The 25,963-nt window shown below is 43.9% G+C and carries 17 protein-coding genes; 2 read left to right on the top strand and 15 right to left on the bottom strand.

The features are described from left to right. The first annotated feature begins 10 nt into the window (after nt 1–10). Both BQ7489_RS11110 and dnaG read left to right on the top strand, forming a co-directional pair. Nucleotides 11–667: an HAD-IA family hydrolase gene (locus BQ7489_RS11110; RefSeq protein WP_072531054.1), complete on the top strand. Its 657-nt coding sequence runs from the start codon at nt 11–13 to the stop codon at nt 665–667. 56 nt (nt 668–723) lie between these two features. Beyond that, complete coding sequence (gene dnaG, locus BQ7489_RS11105) at nt 724–2,865, top strand: DNA primase (protein WP_072531053.1); 2,142 nt, start codon at nt 724–726, stop codon at nt 2,863–2,865. Nucleotides 2,866–2,873: 8 nt separating this feature from the next. Here dnaG and folE read toward each other — a convergent pair whose 3' ends face one another. The 15 genes from folE to lgt form a co-directional block, all read right to left on the bottom strand. Beyond that, nucleotides 2,874–3,461, bottom strand: coding sequence for a GTP cyclohydrolase I FolE (folE, locus tag BQ7489_RS11100; protein WP_072531052.1), 588 nt, complete (start codon nt 3,459–3,461; stop codon nt 2,874–2,876). Beyond that, nucleotides 3,458–3,925, bottom strand: a complete 468-nt coding sequence (locus tag BQ7489_RS11095) for an SPOR domain-containing protein (protein WP_072531051.1) — start codon at nt 3,923–3,925, stop codon at nt 3,458–3,460. The genes folE and BQ7489_RS11095 overlap by 4 nt, the downstream gene beginning before the upstream one ends. A gap of 106 nt (nt 3,926–4,031) precedes the next feature. Further along, a complete protein-coding gene (gene tpiA, locus BQ7489_RS11090) occupies nt 4,032–4,787 on the bottom strand; it encodes a triose-phosphate isomerase (protein WP_072531050.1) in 756 nt (251 codons plus the stop codon). Nucleotides 4,788–4,811: 24 nt separating this feature from the next. Continuing rightward, a complete protein-coding gene (locus BQ7489_RS11085) occupies nt 4,812–6,149 on the bottom strand; it encodes a BT_3928 family protein (protein WP_072532146.1) in 1,338 nt (445 codons plus the stop codon). A 175-nt stretch (nt 6,150–6,324) separates the two neighbouring features. Continuing rightward, nucleotides 6,325–7,233, bottom strand: coding sequence for a peptidoglycan DD-metalloendopeptidase family protein (locus tag BQ7489_RS11080; RefSeq protein WP_072531049.1), 909 nt, complete (start codon nt 7,231–7,233; stop codon nt 6,325–6,327). Nucleotides 7,234–7,583: 350 nt separating this feature from the next. Beyond that, on the bottom strand, nt 7,584–8,225 hold the full coding sequence (locus BQ7489_RS11075; RefSeq protein ID WP_072532145.1) for a DUF3256 family protein: 642 nt from the start codon (nt 8,223–8,225) through the stop codon (nt 7,584–7,586). Between the two features lie 94 nt (nt 8,226–8,319). Continuing rightward, a complete protein-coding gene (locus BQ7489_RS11070) occupies nt 8,320–11,064 on the bottom strand; it encodes a hybrid sensor histidine kinase/response regulator transcription factor (RefSeq protein WP_072531048.1) in 2,745 nt (914 codons plus the stop codon). Nucleotides 11,065–11,237: 173 nt separating this feature from the next. After that, nucleotides 11,238–12,128 (bottom strand): carbohydrate kinase family protein, encoded by an 891-nt coding sequence (locus tag BQ7489_RS11065; protein WP_072531047.1) that lies wholly within the window; start codon nt 12,126–12,128, stop codon nt 11,238–11,240. A 6-nt stretch (nt 12,129–12,134) separates the two neighbouring features. Continuing rightward, on the bottom strand, nt 12,135–13,298 hold the full coding sequence (locus BQ7489_RS11060; protein ID WP_072531046.1) for an MFS transporter: 1,164 nt from the start codon (nt 13,296–13,298) through the stop codon (nt 12,135–12,137). 238 nt (nt 13,299–13,536) lie between these two features. Beyond that, nucleotides 13,537–15,405, bottom strand: coding sequence for a glycoside hydrolase family 32 protein (locus BQ7489_RS11055; RefSeq protein ID WP_072531045.1), 1,869 nt, complete (start codon nt 15,403–15,405; stop codon nt 13,537–13,539). 89 nt (nt 15,406–15,494) lie between these two features. Then, entirely contained in the window at nt 15,495–17,903 is a 2,409-nt protein-coding gene (locus BQ7489_RS11050) for a 2,6-beta-D-fructofuranosidase (protein WP_072531044.1), read from the bottom strand. Between the two features lie 232 nt (nt 17,904–18,135). After that, nucleotides 18,136–19,941 (bottom strand): glycoside hydrolase family 32 protein, encoded by a 1,806-nt coding sequence (locus BQ7489_RS11045; protein ID WP_072531043.1) that lies wholly within the window; start codon nt 19,939–19,941, stop codon nt 18,136–18,138. A 32-nt stretch (nt 19,942–19,973) separates the two neighbouring features. Then, complete coding sequence (locus BQ7489_RS11040; RefSeq protein WP_083580703.1) at nt 19,974–21,713, bottom strand: RagB/SusD family nutrient uptake outer membrane protein; 1,740 nt, start codon at nt 21,711–21,713, stop codon at nt 19,974–19,976. Between the two features lie 15 nt (nt 21,714–21,728). Then, entirely contained in the window at nt 21,729–24,851 is a 3,123-nt protein-coding gene (locus BQ7489_RS11035) for a SusC/RagA family TonB-linked outer membrane protein (RefSeq protein ID WP_072531042.1), read from the bottom strand. 195 nt (nt 24,852–25,046) lie between these two features. After that, nucleotides 25,047–25,871 (bottom strand): prolipoprotein diacylglyceryl transferase, encoded by an 825-nt coding sequence (lgt, locus tag BQ7489_RS11030; protein ID WP_072531041.1) that lies wholly within the window; start codon nt 25,869–25,871, stop codon nt 25,047–25,049. Between the last annotated feature and the right edge of the window lie 92 nt (nt 25,872–25,963).

Below are 25,963 nucleotides of genomic sequence, written 5' to 3'. Positions count from 1 at the left end.
AGAATTCATCATGGCCGTTAAAAATTACAGATACTTGTTCTTTGACCTGGACGGAACTTTATTGAAATCGGGTGAAGGCATCCAAAGATGTGCACAACATGCACTCCGGCATTTCGGCATCAATATAGAAGACCTGGAAAAACTCCGCCCGTTTGTCGGTCCTCCACTGGAAGATTCTTTCAAAGACTTCTATCATTTTACAGCCGAACAGGCACACGAAGCGACAAGAATATACAGTGAACGTTATGCCCGACTGGGAGCTTATGAAGCAGAACCCTATGAAGGTGTATTCAAATTTCTGCAACATTTGAAAGACGCCGGAAAAATTCTGGTTCTCTGTACATCCAAGAAAATCAGAATGGCAGAAATTGTTACCCGCCACTTCAAACTGGCCCCGTATCTCGATTACATAGGAGCCCGGGACGAAGAAGGGACTATCCACACAAAAGCTGATGTCATCCGCCACATTATCAAGGAACTAAACATAACAGATAAACATGAAATTGTCATGATAGGCGACCGGAAATTCGATATGATCGGAGCTAGAGAAGTAGGATTGGACTGCATCGGTGTCCTGTATGGATATGGAGACGCAGCAGAATTGACCGCTGCCGGAGCGACCTATCTGGCTGCAAACTACGACGAACTGGAACGACTATTATTATAATCCCCCGGATTTTACACTGAAGACACTCCGTTTTTTATTATTTTTGCTATTGACTTATGATAGACCAGGTAACCATAGACCGTATATTGGATGCTGCACAGATTGTTGATGTGGTATCGGAATTTGTTACTCTCCGCAAACGGGGAGTCAACTACATAGGTCTGTGTCCTTTCCATAACGAAAAGACTCCCTCATTCAGCGTATCCCCAAGCAAGGGCTTATGTAAATGCTTCAGTTGCGGCAAGGGAGGGAATGTAGTGCATTTCATCATGGAACATGAACAGCTCTCCTATTACGAAGCGTTGAAATGGCTTGCCCGGAAATACAATATCGAGATAAAGGAACGTGAACTGACTGATGAAGAGAAACAGGCGCATAGCCTGCGTGAAAGTTTGTTTGTTGTCAACCAGTTCGCATCCGAATATTTCCAGAACATACTTTACAATGACATGGAAGGGCAACGGATAGGCATGACCTATTTCCGGAGCCGCGGGTTCCGGGATGACATCATCAAGAAATTCCAGTTGGGATACTGCCCCGACAAACGTGATGCCTTCGCCAAGGAAGCAATTCAAAAGGGTTTCAAGGAAGACTTCCTGATAAAAACCGGACTCTGCTATAAAAAAGACGACGGCAGTCTGCGCGACCGCTTCTGGGGGCGCGTAATCTTTCCCGTACATACGTTATCCGGTAAAGTCGTTGCATTCGGCGGACGTGTTTTAAGTGCACAGACCAAAAATGTGCAAATGAAATATGTAAATTCTCCGGAATCTGAAATATACCATAAAAGCAAGGAACTCTACGGTATATACTTTGCCAAACAGGCTATTGTCCGCCAGGACCGGTGCTTCCTTGTAGAAGGATATACCGATGTCATATCCATGCACCAGAGTGGTATTGAAAATGTAGTCGCCTCTTCGGGGACAGCCCTTACATCCGATCAGATCCGACTGATACACCGCTTCACCAATAATATAACTGTACTCTATGACGGTGACGGAGCCGGAATCAAAGCCAGCATCCGGGGAATTGACATGTTGCTGGAAGAAGGGATGAATATCAAGGTATGCCTGCTGCCCGACGGCGATGATCCGGACAGTTTTGCACGCAAGCATAATGCTACCGACTATCAGGCGTATATCAATGAACATGAAGTGGACTTTATCCGTTTCAAGACCAACCTTCTGATGGAAGAAGCCGGAAAAGACCCCATCAAACGTGCTTCTTTGATTTCTAGTATAGTAAAAAGCATATCGGTCATCCCCGACGCGATAGTACGTTCTGTATACATCCGTGAAAGCAGCCAATTGCTTCAGATGGAGGAAAAGATCCTGGTCGAGGCTACAGCCAAGCTGATAGAACAGGCACGTGAAACCAAATTCAAGGAAGACACCCGCCGCAAAGAACGCGAACAGCGGGAACAGCAAAAAGCCATACAGGCAAATACAGAATCTGCCGGCTCCGCTATAGAGGAAGGAAGTAATACACCTCCTCCATTTACCGGGATAACTCCGGAAACAGAAGGAAAACAAACCCTTCCCCTGCAGAACGGAGGAGATGATATGTCACACCTGCCGGAACAGCCTCCTTTGGATGAAAGCTACAAATCATATATTCCGGCCGAAGGAAATGAACAGAAGGTATTCTTTGCCAAAGAAGAGGAACTGGTACGCATGCTGATCCGGTATGGAGAAAAGGCTATGTGCTATATTGAGAATGAAAACGGTGAGTCTATTCCACTTACCGTTATCCGATACATTGCAGACAGCCTGAAAGAAGATGAACTGCAATTCCATGTACCCTTGCACAGAAGAATTCTGAAAGAAGCAGAATCAGGACTACAAAATCCTGATTTCGTGGCAGAACGTTATTTCCTTACGCATCCGGATCCGGAAGTCAGCAAGCTGGCGGCAGAAATGGTAAGTGACCGCTACCAGCTCAGCAAATATCATTCAAAAGCACAGAAAATCATAACCGACGAAGAACGGCTTTATGAACTGATACCACGTCTGTTACTCGACTTCAAGCTGTCGATTGTAGAAGAAGAAATGAAACATACACTCCTGGCATTATCCGACCCTGCAATCGCCAATAACCCTGAACGCTACATTGACATAATGAAACGGTACAAGGAATTACAGCAGACCCAAAGCGTAATGGCACAAAATGCAGGCGACCGGGTCGTACTGAAACTCTAAAAACTTTTTTATCTGTTAATCAGATTCATAAACTCTTCACGAATCTTCGCCTGACTGAAAGCACCGGTAAAGTCGGACGTCGTGGTAATGGAATTCTGTTTCTCTACACCCCGCATCTGCATGCACATATGACGGGCTTCCACTACAACCATCACTCCTAACGGATTCAGAGTTTCCTGGATACATTCCTTTATCTGAGTTGTCATACGTTCCTGCACCTGTAGACGATGTGAAAAGATATCGACCACACGTGCAATCTTGCTCAAACCTGTAATATAACCGTTAGGGATATAAGCAACATGAGCCTTACCGTAAAAAGGCAGCATATGATGCTCGCACAACGAGAAGAAATCGATATCCTTGACTATTACCATCTGCCGGTAATCTTCCTTAAATTTAGCGCTCGCCAACACTTCCCTGGGTTCCACATCATACCCCCGTGTCAATGTCAACATAGCCTTTGCCACACGTTCAGGTGTCTTAAGCAAACCTTCACGTTCCGTATCTTCTCCAAGAATCGCTAAAATTTCCTTATAATGCATCATCAGCTTCTGAACCTTCTCTTCAGGGAAACTCAACAAGTTTGTATCAATCATTCTTCAATAACTATATTAATTTGTTCACGTACAATCGAAACCTCCTTAAACTCACCGCTGCCTTTCAGCTTACGCATAGCTGCATGTGCCTCTTCTATAGTCTTAAAATCACCGACACGGCACAGCCAACGGGGAGGCTGGAAATAAGTATATACCGGCATTTCCGGAAATGCCTCCTTTACTTTATTGGCAGTCACATTTGCTTCAGTACGGGCTACGCGGGAATTGTTCCCGGCATATACCTGTACACGGAAACCTTTTGCTTTCAAAGTCTTCTGACCGTTCCCCTCAGCACCGTTAGTCACATATCGGCTTCCGATCAATGAAGCGATACTTGCATCCTGATGGATAGTGACAGTACCTTCTCCCGCACGTCTGGTCTGCAGGCTTTCGACAATCGTCTGCTGGGCATTTGCTCCTGCAGCCGAAAGAAAGAAAATCAGTAATAAAAGGTATTTCATCATTTACCGGCATTTTAATATTAAACAAGATAACAGGAAATTCCGCCTGGAGCATTTACCTTGCGGAATCTCCCGTCATCAACTTATCTGATTAAGATTTATCTCTGGATTATTTGAAAGCATCAATGATACCCTTGAAGTCAGCAGCCTTCAATGCAGCACCACCGATCAAACCACCGTCAACATCTGGCTTTGCAAACAATTCCTTTGCATTTGAAGGCTTACAGCTACCTCCATAGAGGATTGAAGTATTTTCAGCCACTTCCTTACCATATTTAGCAGCAACCAAAGAACGGATATGAGCGTGGATTTCCTCAGCCTGTTCCGGAGTAGCAGTCTTACCGGTACCGATAGCCCATACAGGTTCGTAAGCCAAAATAACCTTAGAGAAATCTTCAGCTGACAAAGAGAATACAGAAGCTAACTGAGCTTCAACAACTTCATTCTGCTTGTTTGCTTCACGTTCTGCCAAAACTTCACCGATACAGAAGATAGGCTTCAGGTTGTTAGCCAAGGCCAATTTAACCTTTTCTGTCAGGATATCCACTGTTTCATGGTAATAGGCACGGCGTTCTGAATGTCCGAGGATTACATATTGTGCACCTGTAGAAGCAACCATTTCAGCAGAAACTTCACCTGTATATGCACCAGAAACTTTATCTGCACAGTTTTCTGCTCCTACACCGATAACATTTGCGTCAACAATAGGAGTTACAGAAGCCAAATGAATAAACGGAGTACAGATGATTACATCACAATTAGGTTTGTCTGCAACCAACATTTCGTTCAATTCCTTAGCCAATGCAATACCTTCCTGCAGGTTTTTGTTCATTTTCCAGTTACCTGCTACAATGTTTTTTCTCATTTTGTTTAAAATTTAAAGGGTTATTTAAATCAAATCATTTTTCTTTTCAGCCTGTTGCGATTGATTGGTATTCCTTGCCTGCCGGATTTTCTTCCATCTCAGCCAGAGCATATCACACAGCAACAGGAACAATAACGGACCGAAAAACCAGCCTGTCACCGCCATCAGCTTATATGCCGTACTATGTTGATTAATGGTTCCAAGAGGAAGCTTGTCGAGGGAATCACTCAGCTGATACTCGTCCGGAATCCTGTTTACACTCCATTTATTCAACACCACACCTTTCTTCAACAACATCAGTCCCGGATTGGAGCGGATCATTGTCTTTAAAGTTATCTCATCCATCAGTCCGAAGGGATACTCCGCCCCCGTACGGTCCTGCCATTTCACGATGTCTTCATCAGGCGAAGAAGTGACACACAAGAAACGGTAACCATGTTCCACACTGTAATCATAAACCTCGTTTATCAGATCCATTCCGCTTTCATCAGCCTTTGACAACTGTGGTGAAACCAACAGGAATGTATAATTATCCGTATCCAGAATCTCGTCTGTCAAATCAGAACCGTCATCAACCGACATGATTGCAAAATCATGAATAGGAGGTTCATATCCTTTTTCTTTGACGCGTGTCCGTGAATCAACAAAAGTCCACGTCGTATCCGAAGGGAAATTATCAATTGTAAACTCCTTTTCCACTCCATCCTTCCGGTAAATGAAAGTCGTTTCATACACTGTAGGCTTTTCCCCATCCGGTATTTCCATTCCTTTTCGGATATCAGCTCCGATATGGTAAGGACGAAAATCAAAAACCGGCAATTCACGGATAGAATAAATGGAAAAGAATATGATGAAAATAACTCCATAAAGAGCCATCAACCAGTCTACCTTATCCGTCACCCATTTAAGCAACAGGGTTTTCCGCCATTTGAAGACCGATATCGCCGCTATCAGCAAACCTACATTTTTCCAGAAAGTTTCCCAATTGGTAAGAATCACGGCATCACCAAAACAGCCACAATCCGATATCGGATTCGCTATTGCCAGCCATAGTGTCAATGGAGTCATAAATGCCATCATCAGCAACAGCAATGTGGCTACCAGTCTCCTACGGATACCGACCAACAGGTAAAAACCAAGTGTAAACTCAAGTACTCCCATAACAAGTGCCGACAAGAACGGAGTTACATCGGGGAACATATGTGCAATTCCCCACGCTTCCATGTAGTCCTGAATCTTATACACAGTCCCCCACGGGTCATTGGCTTTCACAAAACCGGAAAAGATAAATACAGCCGCCAATATGAAACGGCAGATATTCACCCATATCACACGAATCTTATGTATCTGCTTGTCTTCCAAATTCGGGTTCATATTCATTAAGTGTGGCAAAGTTACTTATTTTCGAAGAATCGCCCAATTAAAAAGGCAAGAATTGTCATCCCATAGACCGCATTAAAAGGCACAAGGAGTAAAGTCCGTTCCCGGCCTTTACTCCTTGCATGCTATACATCAAAATTCAATTTCTATTTTCCAATTACGAACACCTCAATACCTGACCGATTCTCAGGATTGTAGTACGACGTATTCCATTGATCTTACACAGACGGTCAATTGATACATGGTATTTACGTGAAATGCTTCCCAATGTATCTCCACGACGGATCTTATGATAACGGATAGCCGATTTTTCAGCAGCTTCCGTAACCGTTTTACCGCTCTTCAAAGCAGCCATCGCACGCGTACGCTGGTAATCATAACGATTAGCTCCACGGATAAACAGATAGCTGTCGGCTACAATATCTTGCTGAGGGAAATTAAACAGGAACTCCGGATTGATCACTTCACCCAAGAAACGGGTTTCGAAATGAAGATGTGATCCGGTAGAACGACCGGTATTACCTCCCAACCCTATCGGATCGCCGGCCTTAACATATTCATCTTCTTTTACAATCTGTTTTGACAGATGCCCGTAGATGGTTTCCAACCCATTATCATGACGAATCACCACATACTTGCCATATCCACGGCGTTCATATTTTACCATACGTACCTTCCCGTCAAAAGCCGCCCGGATTGTATCGCCGATATAGACCTTGATATCAAGTCCGTTATGCATACGCCGCCAGCGTGGACCACATTTGGATGTAATGATGGTATGTGTAGTAGGCATACAGAAACCTGTCAGGTCTATGCGGAAACTGTCCGGAATCTGAACCGTATTGCCATAAGCATGAACTCTATCATTATTCCAGTTCGGATAAAGACTATATGCAGGATAAGCTGCCTGCTCCGCTTTAATCTGGCGAATCAACGCCACAGAATCAACTGCCTTAAGTTTTCTGTCGATTGGAGCCTGTCTAGCCAGCAAATCCTGTCCTGAGACATTGATGCTTACTAAAGCAAATGCTGCAACCGCTACTGTTTTAATACATTTTAAAATCATTAGAACTATAATATTTTTCAGCGTGTATTCAATCGGCAGGCCTTTTGAAGCTCAATGCCGAATGCTAGAATACCATTACTGGTTTGAAACAATTCAAAATAAATCTTGACAGATTATCTGTCGATATTCAAAAAACTGTCTCAAAGTTATCAAAATAATATTATAATCCCATAGGGTATTAACGATTTTTCATGTATTTTTATTGCAAAAATAAAAGATAAAGTTAATTCTATGTTGAAGAACACATTTTAAGGCAAACGTTTTTTATTCAACTCTTTTTTTTAAGATTTATTTCCAAACAGCATTGAAAAATCATACGGCAACCTTTCCATAAAAACACGTACGCATCATTACTCAGGAACATAACGCCCATCTTTCCATTGGTATTTCAAAGGCTTTCCCCATAAATACTTTCTGAGTTCTGCCGCCGACTGTTTATCCATGTATTCAGGGGTGGTATAAATAAATGACAAGGTATTGTCATCAGCCGAGAGTTCGGCCTTTAACAGATACATATCTGCCCGTAACCGCAGATTTTTCAAAGAATCTGCCTCGATATCAGACACCGGTGTCCTGTAGAAACGGTCTTCTCCGGGTATAGTCAGAAAATCATCGGCCGGAAGCATTTTCCAGTCTGTATCATAAAACGTCACTTTACTATCGGGCACCGGACCCATATAAGTGGATACCACGCAAACGATCTTAACAGAATCATTCAACGGCAGCAGCTTCATCTCTACCGTACTTGCTCCCGTCAGCTTCAAGAACAGGTAATCACTGGTCAGTCGGGTCATCTCCGACGATTTTCCGAAACGGTTCTTTACCTCCGCCTTCATTTTACTATCCAGGAAATCACCGAAATCGGCACGGTTCACCTCCGTCAACAAGGGCGACAAAGAATCGGGCATTGCTACAAACAGTGATTTCAGATCCTGGGCATATGCTCCCAGGCAAAGCGCAAGTACACCAAACAGTAAATATATCCGTTTCATATCCATATTTTTCTCCATCTAGAACCAATAAACGCGCCAAAGATACGGATTAATTCGAATCATCCAACCACTTTATCCGTAAGCATGCAAATTTCTATCCTTTTCGCTTCAGGAAATCAGTAGGATTCTCTCCAAAATACTCCTTATAACACTTGGCAAAGTAGGACGGAGCACTGAATCCTACTTCGTAGGCTATTTCGGCTATGGTCTTGTCGGTTGAAGCCAATAAGGCAGCCGCTTTTTTCAGACGTGCAATACGGAGCAATTCATTGGGAGAATAACCGGTCAGCGCCTTTGTCTTCCGGTAAAGCTGGACCCGGCTCATACCTATCTTACCACCCAGATCCTCCACACTAAGATCAGGATCACTCAAACTGCCGTCAATCAAGGAATACAGTTTAGCCAGAAAATCCTTATCCGGCTCTGCTATAGATTCCTTCTTCAATCCTCCTTTATCTCCGAAGAAGTTTTGCAGTCTTTTCCGGTTATCCAGCAGGTTACGCAAACGCGTCAGCAGCAGCTTCGCACTGAACGGCTTCAACATATAGGAATCAGCACCACACTCATAACCTTTGACTTTCTGTTCATCCATCGTATAGGCAGTAAGCATCAACACGGGAATATGAGAAGTCTGTACTTCCGACTTCAGACGGCGGCAACATTCCATCCCGTCCATAACCGGCATCATGACATCACATATAATGATATCAGGAACATACTTCATAGCCTGTTTCAACCCCTCCTGTCCGTTTGTTGCTTCAATTACAGCATACTGGTCTTCCAGAAGCATCTTCACATAATCCCGGACATCCTGATTATCATCTATCACCAGCACCGTCTCCCTACTTTCATCGGGAACTTTTTCAGCTACAATTTTCCCTCCTTCCTGATCGGCAGCCAATACAGCTCCTTCCTTCAGGTTATCCATAATGGCATTCTTTTCCAAGCCCTTTTCCAGCGTACCAGCCTGTTTCATAGGCACCTCAACAGTAAAAAGTGTACCCTTCCCTTCCGCACTCTTCACACGGATTGTACCTTTATGCATCTCAACAAAGGCCTTGACCAGAGCCAGACCGATTCCGGAACCGGCATGATGCACATCAATCTGATAGAAACTTTCAAAGATATGCTGCACATGCTCCGCCGGCATCCCCATACCGGTATCCGATACCTGGAAACACAACCAACCCTCTCCATTTCTGTCGAAGCGGGAAAGTTTTACCTCGATTTTGCCGTTTTCGGGGGTGAACTTGAACGCATTTGAAAGCAGGTTATAGGTAATACGTTCCATCTTTTCCGCATCAGCAATCATCAGATAGCCTGCACTCTCAGGTTCAACCGTAACATTGAAATGGATGTGTTTCCGGTAAGATAACGTACGGAAAGCTTCCGTCCATTCATGGATTCCCTGGGATATGTCAAATTCCGAAAGATGGAGATGAAGCTTCCCGTTTTCAAATTTCCGGAAATCCAGAATCTGATTTATCAACCGTAACAGGACCGTTACATTCTTCCGGATAATATTCAACAGGAAACGCTCATGGTCATTTAAATTCTTGCTTTCCGCCAACTGGTCTACCGGATCGGATATCAAGGTTAAAGGAGTACGGAAATCATGCGATACATTCGTAAAGAAAGCCAGCTTCGCATGTGTTGCTTTCTCCAACTCCTTCGAAAGGTTTATCAGCTGGTCACGCTGTTCCTCCACATGGCGTTTCTGTTCAGAAAGTTCAGTATTCAGACGGTTCTTGGTCCAGAAGGCTCTCACTACAAAAAACAGCAGGGTACATACCAATATCAAGATTACGATGCAGGCATACAGAAACATCTGTTGGGCCGAATAGCGGAGCAGGAATGCATCCAGCTTACTGTCAAGGACCTCAATCTTGCTATCCAGCTGAAATATATGCTCCGTCTGCATCTGCATGATACGTGCATTCGAGCGGTTGACCAATGCTGTCGACAGCTTCGAATCATGGGTATATGGTTTCCCTTCCAATATATTCATCGCCACCTGCATGACACGGTCTCCTCCCGTAGGATAAATGAAAGATGCATCGAGATGACCGGCCATCACCTGTTCCACTCCATTCCCTTTTCCTGCCAGAGCATCAATTCCTACAAAAAGGATATCCTTATCCCGTTTTTTCCCGACAGCGGCATCGTATGCCCCTACCGCCATACGGTCATTGTGGGCAAAAACAAGATCGATATGAGGGTAAACCGTCTGAATGGAATCAAACACCTTTTCGGCCGATTCACGGAGCCATGCCGCATCAACGGAAGCCAAGACGTGGATATCAGGCGCCTGCTTCAAAGCTTTCATCATTCCCCGGTGACGCTCTACAGCCGGAGAAGAACCTATCAGTCCGGTCAGCTCCACAATCTGCCCTTTACCTTGCAGACGGCTTACTATATATTCACCCACCTGATAACCGATCTCATAGTTGTCAGCCCCCACATAAGCCGTATATTTATCCGAATGTACCTTCCTGTCAAACAGCACAACCGGAATACCGGCATCATAGGCCCTTTCGATAGCCGGCACAAGCGCATCGGCTTCATTAGGCGCTACAATCAACAAATCGACGCCTTCATCAATAAACCGGTCAATATCTTTTTCCTGAGCTACATTATCATCCTTCACAGAGCGGATTTTAACCTCCACTTCCGGATAAAAGAGAGCTTCGCGACGGATTTCCTTATTTGTCTGTTCCCGCCACTCATCATCACTACATTGAGACACCCCGATAACAAAACGAGGCTTTTCAGAAGTACAACCTACCAAAAGGCCAAGAATTCCTATAACAGAAAAAAGGAGGAATAAGGTATATTTCATGTATTATTGAGGTTTATACTACAAAAATAACGGATAAACTCCAATTTTCCAAAAAATATCCCGATATCCGGTACGGCATCAAGCCATAACGAATATCGGGACTATCCTTCTATTCTAAAAATCCGTCCGAAAATAGCTTGCCCGGAAGCAAACCCTAATCTGTGAACGGAGAATTATTTCCCTGACGTCAGGTAGTCGGGCAACACTGGCATAGCGCCATTCTGTGTACATACATAAGCTGATGTCTGTACTGCCAATTTATGAGCATCCCTGATAGAAAGTCCTTTCAACAATGAAGCGACAAAAGCAGCAGTAAACGAATCACCGGCTCCCACTGTATCAGCTACATTCACTTTCGGAGTCTCTACAAAAGAAACTTCACCCGGTGTAAACACATAACTACCGTTAACGCCACAAGTCAGAATCAACATCTTCAGGTTATATTTAGCCAGCAATATCCAGCATTTGTCTTGCAGGTCTATACCCGGATAACCAAACAACCTGCTAACAGTAACCAGCTCTTCATCGTTGATTTTCAATATATTACATTTTCTAAATGAGTTACATAGGATTTCTTTCGTATAAAATGACTGGCGGAGGTTGATGTCAAAGATCTTCAGAACATCACTGTCCTGAGGCATAGCATCCAGAAAACGGTTGATCGTTTCACGTGATACTACACTGCGCTGTGCCAGAGAACCGAAACAAACCGCACGGGTATTATGAGCCAGATCCTCCAATGCCGGAGTAAACGGAATATTATCCCATGCCACACCTTCCTTGATATCATAGCAAGGCACTCCGGCAGCATCCAGTTCCACCTGTACTGTACCCGTAGGATACGGTACTATTTCAATCATACTGTTCAATTCCTTTTCACGGAAATTATCCAGAATTTCCATTCCCAACTTATCGTCACCGACTGCACTTACCACACGGCTGTCCAATCCGAACTGCGATACATGATAAGCAAAATTAGCCGGTGCTCCACCCAATTTCTTTCCTTCAGGAAGCACATCCCACAGTGCTTCGCCCATGCCAACAACAAGAGTATTGTTTTTCATAGTCAATTATTTTTTTATTTTAAACATATACAACAATAAATAAAGGACTCCTACAGCCATAACTCCGACTGCACCAGCCTGCCCAACGGCATCACTGGCAAATCCCATGAACAACGGGAATATGGTTCCGCCGAAAAGTCCCATAATCATCAAACCCGAAATCTCATTCTTTTTCTCAGGCAAGTAAAGCAATGCCTGTGAAAAGATTATGGAGAATATGTTGGAATTACCGAAACCAACCAAAGCTATGGCTATGTAGATAACCACCAGATCATGTGAAACGAACAGACCTATCATTGAAAGGATCATGCAAGCCACACTGATTGCAAAGAAAAGTCTTGCAGAAACTTTCTGAAGAATGATAGAACCCGAAAAACAACCCAATGTACGGAATATGAAATACAGGCTGGTAGCGAAACTAGCCTCCTCCAATGTCATGGAAAGTCTCTCCATCAGAATCTTAGGCGCCGTTGTATTGGTTCCTACATCAATTCCTACGTGGCACATGATACCCAGGAAACATAACAACACGAAAGGTTTTCCAAGCAATTTGAGGCATGCGGCAAACCCGGAAGCCTTATCAGGTTTTTCCTCTTCGATGGGAGTTGCCCCCAACCACAACAGAGCAATTATAGCGATGACCATATAGATCGGGAACAGGATACGCCATTCCAAGCCGAATGTAGGCATAATCTGAGTTGCTCCCCACATGGCGATATAAGGAGCCAGGAAAGATGCGATAGCCTTTACAAACTGGCCGAATGTCAGTGAACTTGCAAGCTTGTCGCCAGATATAATGTTACTTAACAACGGGTTCAAGGATGTCTGCATCAACGCATTACCTATACCCAAAAGAGAAAATGAACAGAGCATGATACCGTAACTGTCTCCGAAAATAGGGATCAGCAGAGACAGGAAAGTTACGACCAAACTGAGCAATACAGTCTTTTTACGTCCGATTCTGTTCATCAGAATTCCTGTCGGGACAGAAAAGATCAAAAACCAGAAAAATACTAATGACGGGAATATATTTGCCTCTCCATCGGTCAGATTCAAATCTGCCTTCACATAATTTGAGGCAATCCCCACCAAATCAACAAATCCCATGGCAAAGAAGCAAAGCATCACAGGGATAAGTTGTCCTATTTTTATTTTATTTGTTGTTGTCATAATATTATTTTTATTTCTGTAATTTCTATTACATGGTTCACCAGGCCAGTCCATACATCCTTACAGGCAGCAGTATTGAACTTCTGCCTGTCTTCATCGATGAAAGCAGCAAGGGACACTGACTTTACCAGGAAAATCAGATTTTTATCCGAACAAGACATCACCAACAGATGCGGATATCTTGCCGTTCGACGTGCTTCATAGTTTCCCTAGAACTTTCACTTCCAGGATGTCCGGTTTACAGACCTAACTTATATAAGTTCAGGTTTTCCACCTTTGCCGCATTTCCTTCCGAATAAAAACGAATGCTGTTATACGGTTCTGTCGGGAATATCAGGTTTGTCATAGCGATACGTCCACCGTCAGCAAAAATTTCGACAGAACATTTGTCAACAAATATGTCAAGATGGAATTTCTTTCCTTCACAGAGTGAAAGCGGCGCCCAGGTACCCAATGCGAAATCATTCTTATAGTTGATGGAATTCGTTTTACGGCGGTCATGGGTTTCCAGTGCATGCGGTTCCGATTTTTCACCGAAAGCTATCAAACCGCTTTCCGTACGGTCCATCACCAGTTTGCCTGCTTTCATATCCAGATAAATCTTTGATTTCTCGCCTTTTGAATTATACAGTTCCAGGCCCACAACCTGAGCCGACCCCGGAATGACGTCCATTTCCAATTCATATGCGCCGTCATTAGCCGGGAAGATATCTATACCGTATTCATTCTTTATTTCAAAGTTACCCACATTACGGGTTTCCTTACGCAACACCTGAGCCTCCTTCACTACGTTGGCTGCCATATATGTCTGTCCGTCTTTTGTATACAATGACAGTTCACGAGGCAGACCGTTGGCACCACGATACTGACGGATCGGTGTCACATTGGCATATTGCCAGTTGCTCATCCATGGAACTGCCACTTCACGTCCTTCCAGATTAGAAATGCAGACTGCAGCATAATGGTCTTTACCCCAGTCGAGCCATTTGGTAACCTCCGGCTTGGTTTCACATTTAAATTCCTTACCGTCAAAATCACCTACAAAATATTCGGTAGCGCTACCTCCGAAAAGACATCCCGGATTGATGTTCACAATCATCACCCACTTCTTGTTATCCGGGTCACCGTTTACAGGCAACTGGATAAAATCGGGACATTCAAACTGGTTCGGCTGTATTCCATATCCTTTTCCGAAAGCACTTACATACTCCCAGTCCTTCAAGTTGGAAGACGAATAAAAACGCATCTCCTTATCGGCCGAAACAATCATATACCATTTCTGGGCCGGCTCATACCAGAATACTTTCGGATCACGGAAATCTTTCAGTCCGTCAAACGGAGTAAGAACCGGATTCTTCTCATATTTAGTATAGGTACGTCCGTTGTCGGTACTGTATGCCATACACTGGATCTGTCCGTGTTCGTCACTGGCCGAAGTATAAAGTGCAATCAAGGCATCTTTACCGTAACCTGCGGTATTGTTCTTGTCGACCACCGTACTTCCAGAGAATATATGACCCAGCGTATCACGAGCAATGGCTGGTTTCAGATGCTCCCAATGGATCAGATCCTTACTTACTGAATGTCCCCAGTGCATGTTACCCCACTTGGAACCGTAAGGATTATACTGGAAATACAGATGATATTCACCGTCCTTATATACCATTCCGTTAGGATCGTTCATCCAGCCATACAGCGGAGTATGGTGATAAACAGGACGGTAATAATCGGTATTCGATGTATCAAAGGTATCAGCCAGCTGGATATTTTCCCAGCATACAGCCTTTGAAGGAACCTTACCGATAGTGACAGTAGCCTCCTTTGCACCTGCCGGAAGTTCGAAAGGTACAAAATATTCTACACTGTCAACAGCCAGACGTACATCCATGGCCACATCGGCAGGATTTCCTGTATCCAGCTTCACCTTGCCTTCAACAGATGATTCCTGAATAGGGAGCAACAGATATTTCGAGGGATTTGTAATATGTACAACCGTCAATGTATCCCCCTGATGTTCAAAGGTAATCCCATTCTTCTGGGACTGGCATGCTATCATGCTGCATGCAAGTGCCATTCCCATCCCAAGGTTAATGATATTTTTTTTCATGATATCTTAATTTTTTATTAAAGACTTATCTTATATATAATTAAACCTATTGAAATCTTATCTAATCTAATACCTATATCAAAACTTTGTTAGAATTTAAGCTGTGCAGAGAATTCAACGGTAAACGGACGAATATAGCTACCGGCCATTACAGTTCCTGCGTACTTGTCGGCATCCTCTTTCTGTACCAGTTCGGCTCCGGCAATACTACCTTTCGCACCGGTCTGGTTGAGGAAGTTGACAACAGAACATCCCACACTCAAATTTTTGTTGACCTGCCAGTTCAGACCTCCGAAGGTTTCCCAACGTCCGTTGAAATAATATGCATCATTGATATTTGCATATGTCTTGCTGAAGTAACGGAAACTGGTCCAGATTTTCAAATCTTTGGTAATCATATAGCTCGGGTCGATCTCAACTATAACCTGCGGTATTTCTGCCACGATATTTCCAGTTGCGTTGATCTGGCCTACATATCCGTCGGAGAACTTGACAGATGTTTCATATTTCTTGTAGGTCGGCTTCTGGTAAGTGAACAGGAAGTGCAGATCAAAACCTTTGAACGGAGTGGCCACTACGTCGGTAGTCCATCCCAATGTCTTGATATCATAGTTAAGCGGGGCCGCCAGAATTTCATTCACACCGTTTATGGCATGCTGAAGGTTCAGGGTCGAGTTATTGTTGGTCTTCGAAATATATGAGAACAATGAAGTCAGGCTCAACCATTCATTGTTGAAATAGATACCGGCACGTCCCAGAGGAACGGAAATCTTGTCGGTATTCGGCAAGGTAGCCGGAGCAAAGTTTTCGATTTTAGGATGCTGTACAATATAGGTGAAGTCACCGGTAAAACCGAACTTGGAAGTCAGCTTGTACGTAGCGGCAGCACTCAAGGCATAATTGAACCAGTCATGATTCATCGGGGTAGGTTCGATAGTTACGGCGCCGGCTGTACCCGCATTTCCGGCAGCATATCCAGTCTGGTTACCGTCGGCATCATATACCGGTACTGCTGTGGCTCCGATATAATAATTGGCAAAACGGCCAACAAAGTCACCATTAGCATTTCTCACGGCCGCATTGTTTCCCCGGAGTGCCTGATATTCCATACGTGCCCCGTAGTACAGATTGAAACGTTCCGTTACATCCCAGTCGTGAGTGAAATACAGAGCTATCTTGTTTTCATGACCTTTATAATATTCCGAAGCATTCTTGTTGAAATCATAATAATATCCGTTCCCTCCATAAGAACGGGTTGCAAAAGTCGCAAAAGCCGGATTCCACAGACGTACCGGATAACTTCCATCCATAGGCACAGACTGATCGTACATGGTAGTGTTCGAAGTATAGTCTATATTATAATACCATTCATTCAATCCCAGACGCCATGTTCCGTTCGATAACTTACGGGACAACTCGGTAGTGAACATGACTTCATCAATATATCCGCGGTTAAGGCATGACATACGGCTCTGTACATATTCACCGTCATAAGTTTTCATGGAACCGTCGGCAGCCTCATACTGATAATCAATCGCCTTGTTACGCTGAGTCAGTTCCATCGGGGTCTGATACACGCATGCACCTGTAGCATGATCGTATTTCAAAGCGACTTTCCATGCCAGTCCGTTATCCCATTTATAATTGTTCATCAAAGAAAATTCACTTCCCTTATTCAGCGCAGCATCATAAAGCGTAGTCTTATACAACTCGCCTGTACGCATGTCACGATACATCATTTCATTATCTACAGGCAGATATGACGTAGTACCGAGAGCAAATTTACCGAATTCCTTCACACTACCGTCACCCACATATATAAACGGAGCCGACTGAGTGGCATAGTTATATACCGGATGGCTGTTACTGTAATGATACATAGCCGTAAATTCACCACGGTTATTATTATAACGCTTGGTCAATGCAAACTTATATATTTGAGTTCTGTCCTGGAACGGAGTCGATTTTATCTTGAATGTTCCCGGATCGAAATCCTGATAGATACTACCACTATAGAACCAGTCATTTGCAATTTCACCGTTCAGGTTCAATGAAAATTCCTGCATACCGAAATGATTGGACTTATAGTCCAAAGTTCCATGGAAACCTTTCTGTCCTAACTGAGTAAAGGAATTTACCGCATATCCGATATTACCGGTCGTAATAGCCGTTTCTGAAATTTTAAGAAGTCCCACATGACTCAAGCTGGCATCGGCACGCCACAATGAATTTACGGTATGAGGATTCGTTGCATAAGTAACGGGCATACCATTTTCCAATACATTCACATCTGCAGAGGGAAGACCTATCTGGATTTCACGGGGTCCGTTGGCACTGGCAGCATTCAACATTACATTACGGTTACCTTCTTCCTTCGAATTACCGTCGTTGTTTGATGATTTGTTTTCTTCTTGTGCGTATCCGTTCACACAAGCTAAAGCGAGCAGCAGGATTGCGGCTCCCATACGATTGCAAAGCTGTTTCTTTTCAGTCTTCATAGCATTAAAATTTGTATGAAAGAGTTGATTTTTATTTGCGCCAAAGGTACGCAAGCATTTCTCTGGCATGTGTAAGGGATGTTACATCGTATAACAAATTTGTTTCATGAAACATTTTTATTACACGATGTAACATTTTTATAAACTCGGATATAACACCTTCCATCAGGCATAATCCAAGCCCAGCTTTCATTCCATACAGGGTCCGACAAAGATGTCTCCCTGAAACCAGTTATTTCAACTTATAAATATTCAGTGACTTGACTGTATAACCACCCTTATCCGCTTCAAAAGCCAACTTGTTATAAGGCTCTGCAGGAAATACCAGATTGGTCATTACAAATTTTCCTTCGTCACCAAAGGCCTCAATGCTGGAACGGTCTACAAACAGACGCAGACTTATCTCGTCAGTCCCTTCCACCGGCGCTGCAGTCACAGCAGGGAAATCACGGCTGAAGTCAACGATTCCACTTTTACTGCGGTCCATCACGAACTGCTTGCGTACCGTATCATAATACATGGCCACTTCCTCACCTTTTCCGTTCTGCAGACAGAACTTGATTCTGGAAGCTCCGGCATTCTGAATTTTCATTACCAGCTCATAAGCACCTTCGTTACCTTCAAACAAGTTTGCGATTTCATGTTTGCCTTCAACCTTGAAGGATGGTATATTCACCTTTCCGTCACGTGCCTTTTGGATTTCAGCCGAAGGGGTACTTCTCAAGTACAGTTCATTTCCAGAGCGGAAAAGTGTCAGGTCACGGGCAATAGTGTTCGTACTGCGGTATTGCTTGGTAGGAACATTGTTGGCATACTGCCAGTTACTCATCCATCCCAATGCAATGCAGCGTCCGGCCGGAGCATTACTCCATGTAACCGTCGCATAATTGTCTTTTCCCCAGTCAAGCCATTTGGTTACGGTAGGCGATTCATTCACAAATTTCTTCCCGTCGAAAGAACCGACAAAATACTGTGTGGCACTGCCTCCGAAAGGTCCTCCAGGATTCAAGTTACAGATCAGCACCCATTTCTTTTCTTTGCTGCCTTCAACCGGCACTTCTACCAGGTCCGGACATTCCCAGACACCACCATGTGCCCCCTGCATAGAACCAAAACTGCTTTCCTTTGTCCAATTCTTCAGGTCAGGAGATGAATATATCTGCATTTCCTGTCCCACGGCCAGCATCATTACCCAATGCTTTCCCGGAGCATACCAGAAGACTTTCGGATCACGGAAATCACGCTCGGCTGAAGTCAGTATCGGGTTATGTTCATATTTGGTAAACGTCTTGCCGTTATCTAAGCTATAGGCCATGCTCTGTGACTGCACGTCACCCCACGGAGTAGGTTTGGCCGAAGTATAGAATGCTACCACAGCACCTTTTCCGAAGCCGGCCGTATTGTCCTTGTCGACTACACAGGAGCCACTGAAAATTGTACCCCACGCATCAGGAAGAATGGCAGTACCTTCGTAAGTCCAATGAGCCAGATCCTTGCTTGTAGCATGTCCCCACGTCATATTTCCCCACATGGATCCGTAAGGGTTATACTGGAAATACAGATGGTAGACACCGTCTTTATAGAACATTCCGTTAGGATCGTTCATCCATCCGTAAACCGGAGTATGGTGATAAACCGGACGGAAAACCTCCCGGTTGGACATGTCGAATGTATCCGACAAACTGATTTCTTTCCAACACAAGGCTTCTGCCGGAACCCCTGTAACATCTACAGAAAATGTTTTACCGGCATAGGCAGACAAATCCAAAGGAACATAATAATCAACCTTTTCACGGGCCAGACGGATGTTGATACTCTGTCCTAACTGTGCTTCATTATCAATGATGACATTGATCTTACCTTCGGGAGCGTCCTCCTGGACGGGAAGAAGTAAAAACTTCTTCGCCTGATCCAGGACAATTATATTCTGCTCGTTTGCCAAGTGACGGACAGACAAGTCTTCTGCCTGCATAGATGGTACCATCGCTAAAAAGGCTCCCAAAAGCACAGCTTTTATTGTATATGTATACTTTTTCATAAAAATAATATTTTAATCATCCTATCCACAATTTATTCATATCCTTTATTCTGAGTATACAATCCAGGAATGTAGAACATCTGATTGTATGGCACAGGGAAGAATTCGTTCTTTCCAGACGTAAAATGAGCATCCTTGTAATACTGTCCATAGGGCTGACCCTCATAAACGTCATGCTGTTCACTTTCAAAATAAGCATTCAATGTTTCTGAGGCAATACCCCAACGACGCAAGTCAAAGAACCGTCCGTTTTCCATGGCCATTTCCAGACGACGTTCCCAACGCAGACATTTACGTGCAATTTCCTTGTTTGAGAAATAATTGTCCGGATAGAGAGCAATCTCACACTGGTCTTTTGCATAGCTGATATGCTTGTCGACCGACTGTGCAGCACGGTTACGGATATCATTTACGATGTTCTCCGCTTCGCTCAATCTGTTTAGCTCAATCAGTGCTTCCGCACGCATCAGCATTACGTCCGTATAGCGGAATACGTAATCATTCATTGCAAAAGCTTGCCATGAACCGTTATAGGTTTCTCCTTCAGAACGTTGAGGAACTTCTTTCAAGGAAGTGTAGTATCCGTAAGTATTCGGCGTACGTGAATTGGCAGTAGTCATCGTATATTCAGCTTCATACTTGTAAGGGAAGGTCGGCATACCTACAGTGTGGAACAAACGCGGATCCCATTTCTGACTGGTCGGCTGACCGTTAATCGGATAATCAATTTCATTATTATAGTCATCAAACATCGGAAGGCCGTTCTTGGTTTTGAAGGCGTTCACCAGATTCTGAGAAGGTTTGTGGAAATCCCATCCGCAAGACCACATCTGCCAGCAACCATTCAGCATGTTCGACCAGTTGGCACGTCCATAAGTTGTATTGTCATCTTCGTAATCCGAACACTGTACAGCAAAGACAGACTCCTTACTGTTCTTGTAAGCAGGCAAGAAGATGTCACCATAATCTTCCAGATATCCGTAATCGGAAGCCACTACCTCATCCGTATAGTCTACCACCTTCTGCATGTATTCAGAGTTGATATGGCTTTCACCAGTAGTAGCTTCATATCCGTCTCCCCAAGCCAAAGTCAGATAGCATTTAGCCAGATAAGCGGCAGCCGCTACCTTATTGGCCCGACCGTCTTCACCCGGCTCTTTCACCGGCAACACGTCATAAGCCGCCTTAAAATCATCAATCACTTTCTGGAAAAGCTGTTCATAATTCAAGGCAGTATTGCTGACCTGTTCATACGCATTATCTTCCACTACTTGCTCGTCAATCCAAGGAATCTGACGGAACACAGTGAGCAGTTTAAAATAGAAATGTCCACGCAAGAAACGCATTTCGGCTATACGCTGCGCTTTCACATCTTCGCCTAACTGATCGCCATTACGTTCCAACGCAAGCAATGCACGGTTACAACGAGAAATAGCTACATACAGACGATACCACAATTCATCCATCTCACCAGGAGTAGTAGCAGTCAGAGTAGTCCAGATATCGAAAGCATGATAACCTGTATCCGTGGTTCCTGAACCACCTTTCAGACAGTCGTCTGAACTCACGTCACCATAAGGGAACAAGTTGAACGGGTAAGTGTACCAACAGTCGCCCAACATAGCGTAAGCCGCATTTACCATTTTCTCCGGATCTGAGAAGGCCTTGTCTTCGTCTACTACTGCAGTCGGAGTATAATTCAAGAAATCTTCACAGCTACTCAGTGACAAACCCAATGCACAAGCTGCCAGCAGTATATATTTTTTCATCATATTCATTATTTTAAATTAGAAACCAATTTGTAAACCAAATGATACAGAAGTTGCAAGCGGGTAATTCCAGTTCGGATTTTCCGGGTCCGGACAAGTCAGACTCTTGCTTTTGATAGTCAGCAGGTTTTGACCTGACACGTAGATTCTGGCACTAGACATCTTAAACTTAGACAAGAAAGTAGTAGGCACAGTGTATCCAAATTGGAGGGTACGCAATTTCATATACGATCCATTTTCTACATAGTAGCTGGAAGCTCTACCTTCATCGGCAGTATTATTGGTAGTCAAAGCCGGAATAGTAGAACTGGTGTTGTTTGTATTCCAGGCATCCAACAAACGGGTTCCTTTGTTAGAACCAGCATCCACAATACTCCAGAAGTCAGTCTGTGCTTTCTGGTTGTTATATACATCCTGATTGCAAACGCCCTGCCAGAACATTGTCAAATCGAAATTCTTGTAGTTCAATACGATGTTCAAACCATAAGAAAAAGCAGGAACCGGATTATAGATCCACTCCTGGTCATCTTGAGTAATGATGCCGTTTCCATCTACATCTTTATATTTCAAACCACCTACACGGGCATTAGCTTGTCCGGAAGCGTCTACTTCAGCTTGGTTCTGGAACAAGCCTTCTACAATATAACCTACTGAAGAGCCATAAGGCATGCCAGACTGTACCAAGTTTTCTCTAGAAGTATGGGCATAAGCTCCAGTAGTAGTCGACGGCAGATAAGTAACCTTGTTACGGAAGAAGTCGACATTGGCACTGATATCCAAACCCAATCCACAAGCAAGTGACTTACGGTATCCTACGTTGAATTCCATACCCCAGTTGCGCAAAGAAGGACCGTTCAACCAAGAATTACCACCTTCACCAATGGCACCCAGATAAGCCGGATTGATCAACATGTCACCTACATTCTTCACATATCCATCGATCGTACCATACAAACTGCCGTTCAAGAGTGTAAAGTCGGTACCTACGTTATACTGTGTAGCAGATTCCCATTTCAAATTAGGATTGGCAAGCTGAGTTGCACGATATCCTGAAGGGAAGGTTCCTGAACCCTGAAGAAACAAGTCGTATGCCGTTGAAGTCACACGGTCCAATCCGTAATCCACTACATACAAGCCAAACTGTGCATTGTTATCAATTGCCTGGTTACCAGTCTGTCCCCAAGACAATCTCACTTTCCAATCATCCATCCAGTTTGCTTTGATCCATTTAGATACACGCAAACCCAATGTAGCTGCCGGGAAAGTACCCCAACGGTGACCTTTACCAAAACGGGAAGAGCCATCTTGACGGATAGTAAATGAAGCCAGCACCAAGTCATCGAAGTTATAGTCAATCTTACCAAAGAAAGAAGCCAGACGATAACCCACTTTCGCACCTGTATTCTTCATGACGCCTGTAGCAGCGTTCGGCCACATATAATCCACATCTTCCAATGCATAACCTTCTGAATAAGCACCGAATTCAAGTGAACTCTGCTTTGACAATTCAGATCCAAGCAAAACATTGAAATCATGTTTCTTCGCAATCTTGAAATTGTAGTTGATGGTGTTTGACCATGTCCAGTTCACCTCATTCTTATTGGTCAATGTCGTCTTCGCAATGTCATTGTTGACAATATCAGAATGGAAGGTATGTGTCATTGAGTTAATGAGTGAGTTATACGTATCGATACCGAAGTTAGAACGGAATACAAAACCTTTGAAAGGCTTGATATCGATATATCCGTTACCAAACAGACGCCAGTAGTCCAAATGATTGTCTTTGTTGTGATACAGTTCACGCATCGGGTTCTGACGGTCACTCATACCACCCACCGGACCAGAGAAAGTGGTTCCATCTTCTTCATATACCGGCACAATCGGCGCCATCTTCAACGCATTTTCCATCGGAGCGCAATCCACCTGACTTGAATAAGTCATCGTGAAATTTTCACCGATAGTGATATACTTGTTCACATTGTATGAAGAGTTCATACGGGCTGAAATATTCTCAAAATCCGTATATTTCAAGATACCGTTGTTCTTCTTGTAACCCAATGAGAACATGGTAGAATGTTTGTCATTCGCATGAGAAAGAGAGATATCGTAATTCTGCGAAAAACCGACTCTTGAAATTTCATCCAACCAGTCTGTATCCGCATAACGCATCGTCTTCTTGCTGTTGATATATCCGGCATACAAACCATTGACCGTATAATTCATATACTGGCTGGTACTCGGGTCCCAAACTGTAATCGGTGTACCCGAAGCTGCATTTAAGTTCAGGCCATAGTTGCTGGCATACGCCACCGGATCCAGTCCGTCATTCAATGCAGCCTGCGCCATAGCAGTGGCGTATTCCGATGAATTACATACATCCATCAATGACTGAGAAGAATAGAACTGAGCAGTCAGATTAGCAGAGAAATCTACTTTCACCTTGTCTGCCTTCTTTCCTTTTTTAGTAGTAATGATGATTACACCATTAGAAGCTCGTGAACCATAGATAGAAGCGGAAGCCGCATCCTTCAATACCTGCATACTCTCAATATCATTGGCATTCAATGAATTCAGAGACATGTTGGTAGGCACACCATCGATCACATAAAGCGGATCCTGAGAAGAGTTGAAAGAACCGATACCACGAATACGTACCGTAGCCGTACCACTCGGAGAACCGTTGGTCGTAACTGTCATACCAGCTACTTTTCCTTGCAAAGCTTTCATCGGGTCTGGGTCCGGAGCCGTTTTCAACGCATCGGTAGAAACAACAGCTACAGAACCTGTCAAATCAGCCTTACGCTGGGTAGTGTAACCCGTTACAACAACTTCCTGCAACATTTCCGTATCTTCTGCCAGAATGACATTCATCACGCTCTGGGGCTTCAATATCTGAGTCTTGAAACCGATATAGGAAATTGAGATTTCAGATGCCGGATTTACCGTCAAAGAGAATTTACCGTCAAAATCGGTAATCGTACCATTGGTTGTACCACGTTCAAGGATAGTAGCCCCGATAACAGGCTCCCCATCTGTTTTGGAAACGACAGTTCCCGAAACTTGTAAACTTTGTGCTCGCAGCACTGAACACACCATAACAAATAGGAGTGTCAGACAGAATGTTCTTCTTATGCTTCCCATTTACACATATAGATTAAGTTTAACATAAAAATTGAATTTAAATACCATACCGTCCGAAAACGGTGCCGTAAAATTACAGAGTCGGCATAAAACGGTATATAAAAAATGTTTCATCCTCCACAAATAATGTTACATGAAACATTCTTTGTGGAGGATGAAACATTTTTATTATCGGGAACCGGAAATAGCAGAGTATCAGAATTCTTCCCTACGTTTCTTACAGGTTACAATAAGATAAATACCAAGCAATATCAGAGGAAGGCTCAGGAGCTGACCGATGTTCAAAGTCATCCCCACTTCCTGCGCAACCTGCGGGTTCTTCATGAATTCCAACCCGAAACGGGAACCGAAAAAGATGATCAGTGACACACCTGTTATCAGTCCGATGTATTTCTGCAGATGATACTTGTAATACATCACCCATGAAACGATCAGAGCTATCAGGCAGTAAAGCATCTCATATATCTGGGTAGGATGACAAGCCTGGGCCACACCGTCACGGTTATAAAGTTCCTGCCATTCACGCGAACGTATGAACTCAAATCCCCATGGCGCGGAAGTCGGGAATCCGAAAATCTCCGAATTCATCAGGTTACCGAAACGGATACACATACATACCACGGCCACGGCCGGAATCATACGGTCGAACAGCCACCATACACTTTTCCGCGTGACTTTCTTCGAGTACCATACCAGAGCCAGAATCAGGGCAAACACACCGCCATGGCTGGCCAGACCACCCTTCCATATTTTCAGGATCTCTATCGGATGGGCTCCATAATAATCCCACTCATAAAACAGGCAGTGCCCCAACCGGGCTCCGATCACACTGCTGACAATACAATATACAAACAGCTTGTCAGCCCAGTTGTCGGGACATTTCTCCTTCTTGAACAGCCGGGATACCATTTCATAGGCAAGGATGAATCCCACCCCCCACATCAGCCCGTACCAACGAAGCTCAACCGATCCGAGGCGCACCAACACGGGGTCTACATCCCATACAATACTTGCTATCATGTCTTTATTCTCTTTTGTTTTGCCAGCAAAGGTACGAATAAATGTGAGAAACCGAAAAAGGTAACGTGTAATCCGCTCCTAAAAAAGACATC

The organism is Bacteroides ilei (assembly GCF_900128495.1).
Taxonomy (GTDB): domain Bacteria; phylum Bacteroidota; class Bacteroidia; order Bacteroidales; family Bacteroidaceae; genus Phocaeicola; species Phocaeicola ilei.
The sequence above is the reverse complement of the archived record's forward strand: the minus strand, read 5'-3'. Positions and strand labels throughout refer to the sequence as shown.